General features: G+C 60.7%; 15 protein-coding genes and 1 pseudogene. 9 read left to right on the top strand and 7 right to left on the bottom strand.

The annotated features are described in order from the left end of the window. The first annotated feature begins 239 nt into the window (after positions 1–239). Complete coding sequence (locus ACYP01_RS09520; protein WP_100084706.1) at positions 240–533, top strand: hypothetical protein; 294 nt, start codon at positions 240–242, stop codon at positions 531–533. Here the strand turns inward: ACYP01_RS09520 and ACYP01_RS09515 are convergent. After that, positions 515–1,276: an SDR family NAD(P)-dependent oxidoreductase gene (locus tag ACYP01_RS09515; RefSeq protein WP_459679631.1), complete on the bottom strand. Its 762-nt coding sequence runs from the start codon at positions 1,274–1,276 to the stop codon at positions 515–517. The genes ACYP01_RS09520 and ACYP01_RS09515 overlap by 19 nt on opposite strands. A gap of 205 nt (positions 1,277–1,481) precedes the next feature. On the opposite strand from ACYP01_RS09515, the gene ACYP01_RS09510 reads away from it, so the two are divergent. After that, positions 1,482–1,628: a hypothetical protein gene (locus ACYP01_RS09510; protein ID WP_459679629.1), complete on the top strand. Its 147-nt coding sequence runs from the start codon at positions 1,482–1,484 to the stop codon at positions 1,626–1,628. Positions 1,629–1,739: 111 nt separating this feature from the next. Here the strand turns inward: ACYP01_RS09510 and ACYP01_RS09505 are convergent, their stop codons facing one another. Then, entirely contained in the window at positions 1,740–2,582 is an 843-nt protein-coding gene (locus tag ACYP01_RS09505) for a glycosyltransferase family 92 protein (RefSeq protein ID WP_459679627.1), read from the bottom strand. A 108-nt stretch (positions 2,583–2,690) separates the two neighbouring features. Between ACYP01_RS09505 and ACYP01_RS09500 the strand changes: the two genes are divergently transcribed. The 3 genes from ACYP01_RS09500 to ACYP01_RS09490 all read left to right on the top strand — a co-directional run bounded on the left by ACYP01_RS09500 (position 2,691) and on the right by ACYP01_RS09490 (position 6,499). After that, positions 2,691–3,926, top strand: a complete 1,236-nt coding sequence (locus ACYP01_RS09500; RefSeq protein WP_459679624.1) for a cytochrome P450 — start codon at positions 2,691–2,693, stop codon at positions 3,924–3,926. Beyond that, on the top strand, positions 3,923–4,486 hold the full coding sequence (locus ACYP01_RS09495; RefSeq protein WP_459679622.1) for a TetR/AcrR family transcriptional regulator: 564 nt from the start codon (positions 3,923–3,925) through the stop codon (positions 4,484–4,486). Before ACYP01_RS09500 ends, ACYP01_RS09495 begins: the two co-directional genes overlap by 4 nt. 99 nt (positions 4,487–4,585) lie before the next feature. After that, positions 4,586–6,499, top strand: coding sequence for an alkyl/aryl-sulfatase (locus ACYP01_RS09490; protein ID WP_459679620.1), 1,914 nt, complete (start codon positions 4,586–4,588; stop codon positions 6,497–6,499). Positions 6,500–6,533: 34 nt separating this feature from the next. On the opposite strand, the gene ACYP01_RS09485 is transcribed toward ACYP01_RS09490, so the two are convergent. Genes ACYP01_RS09485 through ACYP01_RS09475 form a run of 3 tightly spaced genes read right to left on the bottom strand, consistent with a single transcriptional unit; the run spans position 6,534 to position 9,141 of the window. Continuing rightward, positions 6,534–7,154, bottom strand: a complete 621-nt coding sequence (locus tag ACYP01_RS09485; RefSeq protein ID WP_003945756.1) for an L-threonylcarbamoyladenylate synthase — start codon at positions 7,152–7,154, stop codon at positions 6,534–6,536. Positions 7,155–7,180: 26 nt separating this feature from the next. Then, complete coding sequence (locus tag ACYP01_RS09480) at positions 7,181–7,606, bottom strand: MerR family transcriptional regulator (protein WP_007734605.1); 426 nt, start codon at positions 7,604–7,606, stop codon at positions 7,181–7,183. 35 nt (positions 7,607–7,641) lie between these two features. Then, the gene (locus ACYP01_RS09475) at positions 7,642–9,141 is read right to left on the bottom strand and encodes a SulP family inorganic anion transporter (RefSeq protein ID WP_228232475.1); all 1,500 of its coding nucleotides are present in this window, start codon (positions 9,139–9,141) and stop codon (positions 7,642–7,644) included. Between the two features lie 297 nt (positions 9,142–9,438). Between ACYP01_RS09475 and ACYP01_RS09470 the strand changes: the two genes are divergently transcribed. From ACYP01_RS09470 to ACYP01_RS09455, 4 genes are all read left to right on the top strand, one after another. Beyond that, positions 9,439–10,653, top strand: coding sequence for an Ig-like domain-containing protein (locus ACYP01_RS09470; RefSeq protein ID WP_459679616.1), 1,215 nt, complete (start codon positions 9,439–9,441; stop codon positions 10,651–10,653). 55 nt (positions 10,654–10,708) lie between these two features. Then, complete coding sequence (locus tag ACYP01_RS09465; protein WP_064074103.1) at positions 10,709–11,827, top strand: Ig-like domain-containing protein; 1,119 nt, start codon at positions 10,709–10,711, stop codon at positions 11,825–11,827. 289 nt (positions 11,828–12,116) lie between these two features. Beyond that, positions 12,117–12,485: a hypothetical protein gene (locus tag ACYP01_RS09460; protein ID WP_029537646.1), complete on the top strand. Its 369-nt coding sequence runs from the start codon at positions 12,117–12,119 to the stop codon at positions 12,483–12,485. A gap of 353 nt (positions 12,486–12,838) precedes the next feature. Further along, positions 12,839–13,009, top strand: coding sequence for a hypothetical protein (locus ACYP01_RS09455; RefSeq protein ID WP_007734610.1), 171 nt, complete (start codon positions 12,839–12,841; stop codon positions 13,007–13,009). A 16-nt stretch (positions 13,010–13,025) separates the two neighbouring features. Here ACYP01_RS09455 and ACYP01_RS09450 read toward each other — a convergent pair. Together ACYP01_RS09450 and ACYP01_RS09445 are read right to left on the bottom strand one after the other, a co-directional pair. Beyond that, positions 13,026–13,769, bottom strand: a pseudogene (locus ACYP01_RS09450) (HNH endonuclease family protein); the annotation flags it as partial. 78 nt (positions 13,770–13,847) lie between these two features. Continuing rightward, the gene (locus ACYP01_RS09445; RefSeq protein ID WP_047269305.1) at positions 13,848–14,213 is read right to left on the bottom strand and encodes a pyridoxamine 5'-phosphate oxidase family protein; all 366 of its coding nucleotides are present in this window, start codon (positions 14,211–14,213) and stop codon (positions 13,848–13,850) included. Positions 14,214–14,283: the final 70 nt, after the last annotated feature.

Genomic DNA, 14,283 nt, shown 5'->3' with positions numbered 1-14,283 from the left:
CAGTTCAGGTGCGAGCCGCCCAGACCGTGAACGAGCACGATGGGCGGCGCTCCGCTGGGACCGCCGAAGTCGATCCAGTGAACGTCACCGCCGAGATCGGTGATGTTGCTCGTCCCGCCCCACGGGTGTGTGAGGGTGCTTCCGTCGACGAGTTGGGCCGAAACAGCGGATTCCATACCTGCCAGGATGCACCGAGGTGTCGTCGTAGTCACGCACTCGTTCCGGTTCGGGATCCGAATATGTGTCATCGATCACGGCTTCTCAAGAAGCTCAGGAAACGGGCAAAACGTAATTTGACTGGTGTTCAGCACTTTTCGAGGCTGTCGCCGCTTTCCGACGGCCGTGGCGCGCGTCCGGCGGAGGTCGGTTCGGGCATACTGAAAACCATGTGGTGGATGGTCGGGCTCATTGTTCTGGCCGCGCTGGTTTTGGCATCCGTTCTGGTCGGTTTCGTTTTCCGCCGCCCGATCGCCGAAGCCAAGTCGGCGGTGCTTGCCTTCGACGACGCCAGCTCTCAGCCCCAGCGCGACTGACCACCGTCGAGCGGAATTGTTGCTCCAGTCAGATACGCGGCATCCGGGCCGACCAGGAAAGCCACCGCGGTTCCGATGTCCGTTTCGCAGTCGCCGATCCTCCGTAGCGGAATCCCGGCAACAAAGGCGGCAGCCTCTTCCGGGCGTGCATCTGCCCACCGCTGCAGCCCCGGCGACGACGCGTGGGGAGCAACCGCGTTGACCCGGATCCCGTCGACGCCCCATTCGCATGCTGCCGCGCGACTGAGGGCTCGGACGGATTCCTTCACGGCCGCGTAGCCGCCGTAGCCGGCAGCGTCCCAGCGGACGGCCACGGAGCTGACCATGTTGATGATTGCCCCGCCGCCGCGCTTCTTCATGAACGGGTAACAGGCTTGCATGGTTCGCAGAGTCGCGACGGGGCCGGACGTCAATCCGTCGGCAAGGCGCTCCGGAGTGAGGTCGAGGACGTTGCCGAGCGGGTTGAGGCTGGCGTTGTTGATCAGAATGTCGACGCCGCCGAACAGTTCCACCGTTCGCGCCACGGCTCCGGTGATGGAATCCGCGTCGGCGATATCCATGAGCACCGGTTCGGCACGGCCTCCGCGTTCGGCGATCTCGTTACATGTGACGACGAGTTTCGACTCAGTGCGGCCCGCGACCGCGACGGAAGCGCCCTCCTTGGCGAGCGCAAACGCAACTCCCTGGCCGACGCCTTGCCCTGCGCCAGTGATCAGGGCCACTTTTCCATCCAACTTGCCCACTGCTGTTCTCCTGCTCGTCATTCAACGGTTCCCGAAGCGTTGTCCGAATCGCGCATTGTTACTCGTGGGTTCCCGCTGGATGAGATGTGAGTTACGTCCCACTCAGCGGCACCGCTTCAAATTTCGGTCGTCTTACGTATATTGTGAGCGCCGTTACATACCGGGCGCGCGGACCGCGTACACATTCCATGATGAGGAGCTAGACATGGCATTCACCACTGGCAGCAGCGCAGCAGATCTCAAGACCATCACCGACGCCGGCAAGATCATCGGCGGCATCGGCGGAATCCTCGGCGGCATCGCTGCTGCAGCAGCATTCGTCGGCCTCCTCGGTGGCGGCACCCTTTCCTGATCCGCTTCGGCGATCGGAAACCCTCCGGCCCGCACTCTGACGGCATTGCCTCGTGAGTGTGGGCCGGAGGTCTATTTGACATTCAATACCTGTTCCTTGCGGGAACATTCACTATTTTGATATCGGGATGCTCGCCGGAACACTCACGCCCTCGTCGTAAACTTGGGGTCCGAAGTTCGGCAACGGCGTGAAATCGAGTGTCGCTTCCGAACCGCGGTAGTGGCGGAAGTAGTAGAGCGATCTGTCCGGCCGCACGAAGGTGTCGGGTTCGCTTGTCTTCCAGGCCCAGTGGACGTCTGCTCGCAAAATCTCCGACAGCCTGACGATGTTCTTGCAGCCGTGGCTTTGCAGTCCAAGGCATTTCAATTCCTCGACGTCTCGCAGTTGCCCGTCGCGCGTCCACCTGGATTCATAAACCAAAGCATCGAGAACGACGCGGTGCGAACCCGCTTGAGTAACTCCAGCAAGTAGAACCTCCCAGTCCAATCCTGGTGCGTGTTGGAGGTATTCGTCGGCGTCGACGAATGCTGCCCATGCGACGGTGTCGCGGTTTCGCATCACGTAGTCGACGTACGCCTCTACCTGTCCGTGCACGATCCGACCGTCCGCGTCGCGCGGTTGCCAGTCGACGATCGTCACCGAAAGGTCTTGCAGTTCTTTGCGGAATGCGACCTGAACTTCACTGTCCGACATCGATCGGGTGAAGGCGCCGTAAGAGTTGCCTCTCTTGTCCTCGCTGCGGCCGTGCCAACGGTTGAGACTGAATGCGCTTGTCTTGCGGGTGGACCCGACGGAACCGGTGTTGTCGTAGAGAACAACCTCCCAGCCTTGCTCGATGTGGTGCAGGCACCAGTCCCTGATGAAGGGGAGATGTTCGCGGGGGAGCAGGACCGCAACCACGGCGCGGCGCCCGGCGTCAGAGTTGTTCGGATGATTCTTCGGATCCGTGATCACCCGACACACGATAGTGCTCTGCGTGGATGCGAGTTACTCAATGCTGCTCGTAGGAACGGTTGATCGTAGAACGTTGACACATTCGGCTATTTGTCTCATAGTCGAGTCATGACAACTTCTGTGTCACATTCGCCACGGTTTGTACCTTCCACCGGGGAGTCCTGGCGTTCGCCCTGGGCCATGTACGACGCATTGCGCGAGAACGACCCGGTGCACAACGTTGTGCCGGAAGCTGCGCCGCGGGATGACTACTGGGTGCTCACCCGTCACGAAGACGTCTACAACGCCGCTCGCGACTACGAGACGTATTCGTCGGCAAAGGGATTGACCACTGTCTACGGTGAACTCGAACAGATCGGGATGCAGGACAATCCGCCGTTCGTGATGCAGGATCCGCCAGTGCAGTCGGAGTTCCGGCGCATGGTGTCGAAGGGTTTCACTCCGCGTCAGGTATCGGCGGTCGAGCCGATGGTTCGCGAATTTGTCGTCGAACGTATCGAGGCGCTGAAAGCGCGTGGCAGCGGCGATATCGTCGTCGAGCTCTTCAAACCGTTGCCGTCGATGGTTGTCGCACACTATCTGGGTGTGCCGGAATCGGACCGTGACCAGTTCGACGGCTGGACCGAAGCCATTGTCGCTGCCAATTCGGCAGGTGGTGTGGCCGCGGCAGCGACGACGGCGCAGGCCGCCACCGGTGAGCTGATGATGTACTTCGCTTCGCTGATCGAACGCCGCAAGGTCGAACCGGGTGACGACACGATTTCGCACCTACTCGCCGCTGGACTCGGTGAAGACGGCGACATGTCCGGCCTGCTGTCGATTCTGGGCTTCGCCTTCACCATGGTGGCCGGTGGAAACGACACCACGACAGGAATGCTGGGTGGTTCGGTGGCGATGCTGACCGAACGCCTCGATCAGCGTCAGATCCTGCTGGACGATCCCGCATTGATCACCGACGCGGTCGACGAGTTGCTTCGACTCACCTCACCGGTCCAAGGGCTGGCACGCACCACGACGCGAGATGTGGCCTTGGGTGGCAAAGTGATTCCGACAGGACGTAAGGTTCTGCTGATGTACGGTGCGGCCAATCGTGATCCCGAAAAGTACGGACCGGACGCGGCGGAGTTGGACGTCTTGCGTCGACCGCAGAAGATTCTCACCTTCAGTCATGGCGCCCACCACTGTCTGGGGGCGTCGGCAGCTCGGATGCAGGCTCGAGTTGCTTTGGAAGAGTTGCTCTCCCGGATTCCAGACTTCCATATCGACGTCGACGCGATGCAATACGCGCCGGGCAACTACGTGCGCCGTCCACTCACAGCGCCCATGTCGGTGACCCGGCCGTGAGCAACGACTGGCTCGGTGAGGGGCGCGCCTTGGCGGCAGCCGAGAAGATCCTCGACAGTGCGGCGCAACTGTTCGTCGAGAAAGGCGTCAACGCGGTCGGTATGGCGGAGATAGCCTCTGCTGCAGGATGTTCCCGGGCCACCTTGTATCGGTACTTCGAGAATCGGCAGGCTCTTCACATTGCGTTCGTTCACCGCGAAGCTCGCAGGCTGGGAACTGCGATCGCGGAATCGGTAGCGACCATCGACGATCCGAGTGAGCGTCTGGAGACGGCCATATTCACTGCAGTGTCCGCGGTGCGTAGCACTCCGACGTTGGCTGCATGGTTCACCCCGGGTGATGCGAGTCTTGCCGGTGAACTTGCCAATTCATCCGACGTCATCAACGGACTTGGTGTCGCGATGCTGGGTGAACTCGGAGCAGGCACAGCGTCGCGGGCGCGCTGGATCGTGCGAGTGATTCTCTCGCTGCTCATGGTGCCGGGGGCGGACGAGAACGACGAGCGGACGTTGGTGCGTGAGTTCGTCGTTGCGCTGTTGATTGCTGGACGGGCCACCTGATCATCCCTTCCGGGTGATGCGCGAGGGCTGCGTGGGGATCGAGGATGAACCGATATCCCGACACAGGTCACCGCGAGTTCCCGAGGAGCGTAAGAGAAGATGACTACACCGTCCGAACTCGACCCCAAGCTCGCCACCGAAGCGACTCGCCTGGCAAATGCCCAGGTTCTCCGTGACCTTCCTTTCGACGACACCTTCGACTTCGAACTGATTTCTCGAGGTCTCGTGGCACCGCTCATCGATGGCGGACTGGTCAAAGGTGACAAAGGGCAGTTCATCTTCTCGTACGACGCCTACGGGTTCGCCGACGGCGATGCACCGGATACCGTCAACCCGAGTCTGTGGCGCCAAGCCACTTTGATGGGAAAGGGCGGTGGACTGTTCAAGCTGGCTGATCGTCTGTACCAGGTGATCGGCCAGGACTTGTCCAACACGACGATCATCGAGGGCGACACCGGGTTGATCATCGGTGACACTCTGATGTCCGCGGAAACAGCCGCTCTCGCGCTGGAGTTGTACTACCAGCACCGCCCGAAGGTTCCGGTCAAGGCAATCATCTTCACGCACTCCCACGGCGATCACTTCGGCGGTGTCAAAGGATTTGTCACCGACGAAGAGATCGAGTCCGGTGCCGTAAAGGTCTACGCACCAGACAGTTTCACGGAGGAAGCGATTTCCGAGAACGTACTTGCCGGCACGGCGATGACACGTCGCGGAATGTACATGTACGGATCGTTCCTGCGTCCGGGGCCACAAGGGCAGGTATCCGGTGGTCTCGGCCTGTCCACTTCGCACGGCACTTCGACGTTCGCCGTGCCTACCGACGTCATCACCGAACCGGTGCGCGAAGAGGTCATCGACGGTGTGCGCGTGACGTTCATGCTCGCGCCGGGAACCGAAGCGCCGTCCGAAATGCTCTTCTATTTACCAGATTTCAAGGCGCTCGGGTCAGCTGAGGACGTCACGCACACGATGCACAATCTATACACGTTGCGCGGCGCCAAGACTCGCGACGCCAAAGCGTGGTCGCACTACGTGCGTCTGGCAATGGAACTGTTCCCCGACGTCGAAATCATCTTTGCGCAGCATCATTGGCCCACGTGGGGCAACGACAAGATCTTGAAGCTGATGTCGGATCAGGCAGATCTGTACAAGTATCTGCACGATCAGACGTTGCGCCTTGCCAACAAGGGACTGACACCGGTAGAGATTGCCGACCAGATCGAGGTACCCGACGCGATCGGAAAGCAGTGGTACAACCGTGGGTACTACGGCTCGCTCAGTCACAACGTCAAAGCGATCTACACCTTCTATCTCGGTTGGTTCGACGGCGTTCCCGCTCACCTCAATCCCCATCCGCCGGTGGAGAACGGCAAGCGCTACGTCGAAGCCGTCGGCGGACCGGACGCACTTTTGACCAAGGGCAAGCAGGCGTTCGACGACGGCGACTACCGCTGGGCGGCCGAGCTGGTGAACCATCTGGTGTTCGCCGATCCGAGCAATCAGAAAGCGCGAGAGTTGTTGGCGAACACGTACGAACAACTCGGCTACCAAGCCGAGAACGGTACGTGGCGCAACTTCTACCTGGTCGGAGCGATGGAATTGCGGCATCCGCTGGCGCCGATGCCGTCCAACAACCCCACTGGCCCGGCCGTGGTCGCAGTGATGCCGCTCGAGCAGATGCTGGACTTCTGGGCAGTTCGCCTCGACGGTCCCAAAGCAGCCGATGTAGACCTGTCGTTGCGATTCGTGTTGTCGGACACCGCGGACAACGTCCTGGTCACAGTGCGCAACGGCGTGCTGAACTACGACATGGACAAGGCAGATGCTTCGGCCGCCCTGACTCTGACCTTGACCCGTGCCGTGTTCAACGAGGTGTATCTGGGAACGACCTCGCTCACCGAATCCATCAAGGCCGGAACGGCAAAAGCTGTGGGAGATCAGTCCGAACTGGAGACGTTCATCTCGCTGCTGGAGGACTTCGATCTGTGGTTCGATATCGTCACGCCGTGACTGGTCGACTCCATGATGTGGCCCGGGCGGGGGATCATTCGAAACGAGAAGGATCTCCCGCGCCGACCCGCACGATTTCGGGAACACCGGACGAATAGTCGACGACTGTGGTGGGTTCGGTTCCGCAGTCACCCGAGTCGATGACGGCGTCGAGTTGGTGGTCGAGTTCTTCCTTGATCTGCCAGCCGTCCGTCATCGGCTCCTCGGCGCCGGGCAGGAGAAGGGTGCTGGAGAGGATGGGTTCACCCAACTCTTGCAAGAGTGCCCGCACTACCGGGTGGCTGGGGATACGCACTCCGACGGTCTTCTTCTTGGCGTGTGCCAGCCGACGCGGAACTTCCTTCGTGGCGGGAAGGATGAACGTGTACTGCCCAGGCGTAGCCGCTTTCACCGCGCGGAACGCCGAGTTGGTGACGTGGACGAAGTGCCCGAGCTGCGCGAAATCGGCACAGACCAGCGTGAAGTGATGGTCCGAACGCAGATGACGGATCTCGCGGATCCGATCGGTGCCCGAGTGATTGTCCATTCGGGCGCCCAGGGCGTAGCAGGAGTCGGTGGGGTAGGCGATGACCGCGTCGTTGCGCAGCATTTCGACGATCTGGCTGATCGCGCGCGGCTGCGGGTTTTCCGGGTGAACGTCGAAGTATCGGGCCATCAACTCAGCTTAGTTCAGCTTGCAGATCACGAATGCCGTTCACCGTTGAGACTGTGGTCGGCGAGCAAACCCGTCAGCTCTTCGGCGTAGGCGAGTTGCTTACGTAAGTGTGTGCAGCTTTCTTCCGCCCGGGTGTGGCAGTCGGTGACGAATTCGGTTGCAGCGGTGCGCGTTGACGCGTCCGAAGCTTCGTCGCCGAGCACTGCCAGAGAATCGAGAAGTTGTTTCATTTCTTCGAGACTGAATCCGAGCGGCTTCATTCGTCGGATTACCAGTAGCCGTTGGACATCGGCCTCGGTATAGAGGCGGAATCCTCCGGCGCTCCGCTCGGACGGAGTAACCAGACCGACCTCGTCGTAATGACGAATCGTCTTGATCGACAGTTCGGTGCGTTCGGCAACCTGTCCGATCTGCATGTTCGGCCCTTGGCCCGCATGTTCCGGCTCAGACATCACTCCCACTTTCCTCGCGCTGGGCCTCCATACTCTCAGTGACCGTCACCCAGGCGACCGGACAGGCGCAGGTGGCGCTCGGCCGATGCGTCGTCGAGCCCCACGATCTCGACATTCTTGCCTCTGGCCGCGTACTTGGTGGTGATGGCGTCCAGTGTCGCGACGGTCGACGCGTCCCAGACATGCGACTCGGACAGATCGATGACAATGTTCTTCGGGTCGCCGGCGTAGTCGAACTGGTAGATCAGATCGTTGCTGGATGCGAAGAACAGTTCGCCTCGAACCGCATAGACACGGGTGTCCTCGTCCGGATGCGCGACGTCGATCACTTCGGTGAGATGCGCGACGCGGCGGGCGAAGATGACCATCGCGGTGATCACTCCGACGATCACGCCGTAGGCAAGATTGTGGGTCGCGACGGTGACTACCACGGTGACCAACATGACCACGGTCTCGCCGATCGGCATGCGGCGCAGGGTCTTCGGATTGATGCTGTGCCAATCGAAAGTGCCGACCGAGACCATGATCATGACGGCCACCAATGCGGCCATGGGAATCAACGCCACCACATCGCCGAGGCCGACGACGAGTATCAGCAAGAACACGCCCGCCAGGAAAGTCGAGATTCGAGTGCGAGCGCCGGAGACCTTGACGTTGATCATGGTCTGGCCGATCATCGCGCACCCTCCCATGCCCCCGAAGAAGCCGGTGACGATGTTCGCGACGCCTTGGCCCCACCCTTCTCGGGTCTTGTTCGAGTGAGTATCCGTGACGTCGTCGACGAGCTTGGCCGTCATCAACGATTCGAGGAGTCCGACGAGCGCCATGGCCAATGCGTACGGCGCAATGATCGACAGTGTGTGCATGTCCAGGGGGACATCGGGGAACAGTAGCGTCGGTAGGCTCGACGGAAGCTCGCCCTCGTCGCCGACGTTGGGGACATCGAACGCGAAAACGACTGTGGCGGTTGTCAGTAGCACGATTGCCACCAGTGGAGCCGGGACGGCGTTCGTCAGTTTCGGCAGGAATACGAGTAGCAGAAGTGCGACTGCAAGGAGTGGGTAGACGAGCCACGGAACATCGATCAGGTGGGGGAGTTGGGCGATGAAGATCAAGATGGCGAGTGCGTTGACGAATCCCACCATGACGCTGCGCGGAATGAAGCGCATCAACCTTGCGACGCCCAGGAGGCTCAGCACGATCTGGAGAAGGCCGGCCAGAAGGACTGTCGCAATCAGGTAGTCGATTCCGTACTCGCGCGTCAGTGGAGCGACGACCAGTGCGACGGCGCCGGTAGCTGCGGAGATCATTGCGGGTCGTCCGCCGACGACGGCGATGGTCACTGCCATCGTGAACGACGCGAACAGTCCTACCCGCGGATCGACGCCGGCGATGATCGAGAACGAGATCGCCTCGGGAATCAGTGCCAACGCCACGACCAGTCCGGCCAAAACCTCCGTTTTGAGACGGTGAGGTGACCGGAGCGCGGCCCGAACCGAATTGTCGTTGGTGGATGAAGCGATGGTTACTGCCATGAGATTCCGTCCTGACGAGGTTCTCATACTCTACCCTCCTGTAAGGGTAGAGTATGACCGGAGATCTCGCTACGGTGCGAACTTCTGTCGAATTGTGTTTCCCCGCAGTGAATCTCGATTCGCGAGATTGATCGAGAGGGGCAAGGCTCGCGGTGGCGATCAGATGTGACGACCAGTAACCCTTACCAAGTATTTACCTACTGTGTGGTTTTTGTTTATTGAAAACGGGTCAACTCGGGCGCTGGCTCCGTTACAGTTCGGCGGCAAACGTCAATCAGGTTGTTCCGAGAGGACATCATGTCAAAACGCCTACTGAATGCTGCGCTCCTTACCGGCCTCCTTGCCGGTGGAACCGCTGTGGCCGTGATTCCGGCAACCGCGGCGCCCGTTGCAGAAACCACGTCGACAACGTTCCAGGTCACGTGCCGCGCAGTTCCGAGTGCGTTCTCCGGTCCTTCGTCAGACGGAAAGCCTGCTACGGTGCGGGTTTCGGCTCCGACGGTAGTCGCGCCAGGTCAGGTCTTCGACATCGACGTGGATCCGGGTAGCGTCCAGATCCCGAACGATGTGAGCGGCGCAAGCGTCAAGAAGATCTCGCGTCTGAAGATTGATCTGCCGATTCCGACCAACGCGGAGTTCGTTTCGGCGACGGTCACCGATCCGGGCAATGTTATTGCCGGGAAACCTGCTTCGGTGATTCGTGTCAACGAAGACGGCACTCCCGCAGCGGACGGTCCGATACTCCGGTTGTCCGGCGCAAACGAAGCGATCGGCAACAGTCCGTCATCGTCGTCGGGTGCGCACGGCGGGCTTGCGATCAATGCTCAGTCCGGTGCCGAGACCAACATCGTCTTTCCGAAGATCAGAATCACCGTAAAGGCCGGGCCTTCCGGCGCAGTCGAAACCAATGTCCGGACTTCGGGTGCTGCAGGTACTTTCGGCGGGCCGGAGTCATTTTTGACCTTCCTCCCTCAGGTCAGTCACTGGCTCGCGGGAACCATCTGGGCGCCCACATCCTGCTCGCCGCGCGACGCTGAGACCGGCCCCCTCAATGCCGGTGCCGGCGCCCTGGCATCCACGAAGATCGACGGGGACCTGGGGCCCGTTGATCCTGAGCCAGGCGCGGACATCGTGACTAAGCTCGAAGGACCGGCTACCGCCGCGACCGGTACCAAGGTGTCTTTTGCTTCTCACGTCGATCCGGAAAACACAACGGGAACAGTACAGTTCATGGTCGACGGCAAACCCGTCGGTGACCCGCGGCCGGTGGTTCGCGGTGTTGCGCGCCTGGATCTCACCTTCGGTAAGGCGGGTACCAAGTCCGTGACTGCAGTATTCACCGCTACCGGAGACGAGGCGAAGTACACGTCGGCGGCACACGTACTCACGGTGACCGGTGACACCACAGGTCCGGTCGATCCCGACCCGACCGATCCGGGCACTCCGGGCGGTCTCGGCAGCCTCGAGTCCGTTCTGCCGCAGCTGCCGACGGGTTCGCTCGGTGGCAAGTGATCACGGTCCTACCTCACTGAACTTTCAATGGCCGAGTTCTTCTGAAAGGCAACACATGAACCCCCGCACTCTGGCAGTTTGCGCTGTCGTACCAGCACTCGCGGCCGGACTCCTCGCTGTGTCCGCGCCGGTGGCAGCGGCTTCCGATACCGTGACGCGGACAGTTTCCTTCGAACACAAGTGCCGGGTCGACGGCGCCACCGATTGGGATTCGTCGTTCTCCGACAACATGGAGGTAACGGCACCCACGTCCGTGCGTCCCGGCGAACAGTTCACAGTGAAATTGCATCCAGGCACCATGCGTAGTTCGGATTCGGACACCGGTCGAATCAAGTACGACATCGCATTACCGCAAGGGGCAACCCTGGTTTCGTACTCCCTCGTCGGTGATTCGTCGTCCAACTTGACCGGCGAGACTGCGGTGCTGCTCCGGGTGGGCGCAGACGGAAACGCAAACCCGGCGGGTGAGTACCTGCGAATTACCGGTGCCGGCAACAAGACAGTCAACGACGGTCCGAGCGCGAACGACAACAAGCCCAAGGAAGGGCTGCAAGTCAAGGCGAACACGGACTTTCGTTTGCCGGCAGTCGAATTGAAACTCGAAGCTCGGTCCGACGAGGGAAATGCGACGACGCACCTGCGCGCCGGGGCGACGAGCCCGAGCATCAAGATCAAAGACACGAGCATGAGTTTCGGTGAGTCCCGGTGGGTCAATGCCGCTGGGTATTGTGTTGCTGCGGGGGAGGGACGCAACGCCCTCTCGACTACCGAGGTCTTCACGACCAACCAGACCGAGACGATGGTCGCTGTCGCACTGGAGGCACTGACGGGCGAAGACGTCAAGATTGCGGCGAGTATCGACCCGAACCCGGGTGAGGGAACGGTCGAGTTCTTCGACGGCGACACGAAGATCGGCAGCGCCACAGTCGATTCCAATGGCCATGCAGAACTGGTCTGGCCGTTCCGCGACCAGGGCGAGCATCGCATCACCGCAAAGTTCTTGGGTACCAAGAAGTTCAGTTCTTCGGAATCTGCGGACAAGACCGTGACCGTCACCGTGCCTGGTGTCATCGTCGTCGAGCCGGTGGATCCGACGGAACCGGAAACTCCTGGTGGAACCGGAAGCCTCGGGGACATCTTCTCGAAGCTGCCGACGGGCTCACTCGGAGGCTGAGTCACCCAAACGGCAGGGGAGCGTCGACGTTTCGGCTCGAAGACGGGTGTGTGATCGAATACTGGAATGACAGGTTCGAATCATGCCGAGAGCCGCAACGCCGGCGTTCTCTGATCTTCTCAATGGGATTCTCCGTCACGGAAATCGGGCCAGAACCACAAAAAGGTAGCTCACCAAAACTCGTGCCCTTTTACTACCGTTAGTTGAAGAACTGCGCGAACCGCGGGTTCTTACATCAACAAGCCTTCGAACTCGCCGCTGCGGTTCAGGTATGAACAAGGTAGGGAAAATGCGCAAGGTTAGTTTGCTCGCGTCCGCTGCAGCAGTAGCTGTCGGTGTGGCAATGATCGGGACGTCTGCGGCCTCAGCAGCGCCGGGAACGATTCCTGGTCACGGACTGTTCGACGTGCCGTGGGAGGTGTTGCCGGGAACCTACACGACGTCTGGGCCCGTATCAGCTGACATGCCGTGCATATACGGCCGAGCGAAGGTCGACGGCGATGGTGAATTGAATGTCCTCGAGTTCGAAAGCACCCTCGAACCGGCGACAGTCACGATTCTCTTGACGGATTCTCGCTTCACCACCGCATATTGCGCTGATTGGAAGCGAGTGTCGTCAGTCGGATCGTTGGATCTCGGATCACTTTTCGGGTCATAGACGTCTCCGCTCTGATTCCAGATGGGCCTCTGGCCGTGGCCACGGACCTCTGCTATCTCGGCTAACGCTCGCCTCGCGGATGTGCTCGTTCGTCTCGAGTTTCCGACCACTCGTCGCATGAGTCCATGACCAGTGACTTTAGCCCTCGGTAATTACCTACCAATCGGTATATTCTGCGAAGGTACGGACTTCGTGAACCGATGTGAGTTGGCTCCGGGGGACGTGCCGGCCTCGCAGGACCGCCCGCAAAGTCAGCCCGGTGAGGCCACCGGAGTTCGCGCATTTCGACAGATTGCCGCTGGGTCCGTCCGCTACGAGGGGAGCGGACGGACCAGACGGCACGAGAGAGTGCCATGCCTGAACGTGGTCAAAGCAGAGTGGACGCGGGGATCATTGCCGTCGTCGCAGTCATCACCGGTGTGTTCGTCGCACTGACCGGTCACGGTCTGGTTGCAGCGCTCGCCACCGTAGTGGGCCTCGCGCTCGGAATGGCGATTGTGCGGTATCTGATCAAGGGCCGCTGATCACCGCAAGAGTTCAGCAGGTCGCGAGAATGTCTGCGATGGTGTCGTGTTCGGCTTGGGTGACCCACAAACCGTATGCCGCTTTGACTTCCACTTGAGCAGTCACGTACTGGCAGCGGTAGGCCTTGTTGGGTGGCAGCCACGACGCCGCGTCGGAATCCGACTTCTTCTGGTTCGTGGGCCCGTCGACAGCGCGCAGGTTTCGAGGGTCGTTGGCCAGATTGGTTCGCGTCTGTGTATCGAGTTGTTGTGCGCCCTTCTGCCAGGCGTCCGAGAGTGCGACGACATGATCGATCTGGACTGCAGAAGACGTGTCCTGGCCGCGGGTGAACGCGATGGTCTTGTTCGTGTACGGGTCACGGAGCGTACCGGTTTGGACCGAGCAGCTTTTGGAGCCGTCCTTGAATGTCAGGTCGGTGAGGTCACGCCGCAGGATGTCGTTGCGAGTATCGCAGCCGTTGTGGCCGAATTCGACGGTGACGTCGTCGGTCCAGGCGGTACCGAACAGCGCGCGGTCGTATCCGGTCTTGGGTGCGCGTCCCTTGACGGGGATCTGTGCCAGCAGTTCAATTGCGGCGGACGAAGGAGCCGAGGCTTCGGTCACGACCGTCGTGGTGACACCGGATCCGATTCCCGAACCGAGAGAAGATGTTTCGGGCGCGTCGGCGTTGGAATTGGCGCAACCTCCCAGCACGATCACGGCAGCAATGCCGATGGTGACGCCGGTGATGCCGCGCCTGTGATGTGCCGTGCGTGCCATGTGTGAGAGTCCATTTCTGCGAGAGATGAACTACAAGTATGTCATTCACGACAATTCGGGCCTAACCGGCACTGTCTGTCAGTCTGGTCGAAGGAACCATCGAGTCACCGGGACCGAGACGAGGACCCGCGGACCGTCACGAGTTTCGTCTGCGGCATCCCAGCCGTCGTACTTCTCGCCGAAAAGTCTCAGGAGGTCGACGAATTCGCCGACATCGTGATGAATTGTCGCGAGGCCCTGTGCGACCCACGGGTCGCCAGCGGATCCGTCGACTGCCAACGAGACCCGAGGATCGTCCAGCAGGTTCCGAACCTTACGATTCTGCTCAGCGCTCGGTATCCAGAATGTGTTCTGATGCAGTAAGAACCAGACCGGAGTCGTGTGCGGCGAGCCGTCGCTTCGGAGGGTGGTCAACCACACGCAAGGAGCATCCGCGATAGTCACGGTCCCAGTATCGGCGCCGGCGCGAGGTTCACCAATCGAGTGTTCGGAACGAACAATGCCCGGCCCTCGC

This window comes from Rhodococcus sp. no. 34, from assembly GCF_054589475.1.
This window is presented reverse-complemented; position numbering and strand designations above follow the sequence as displayed.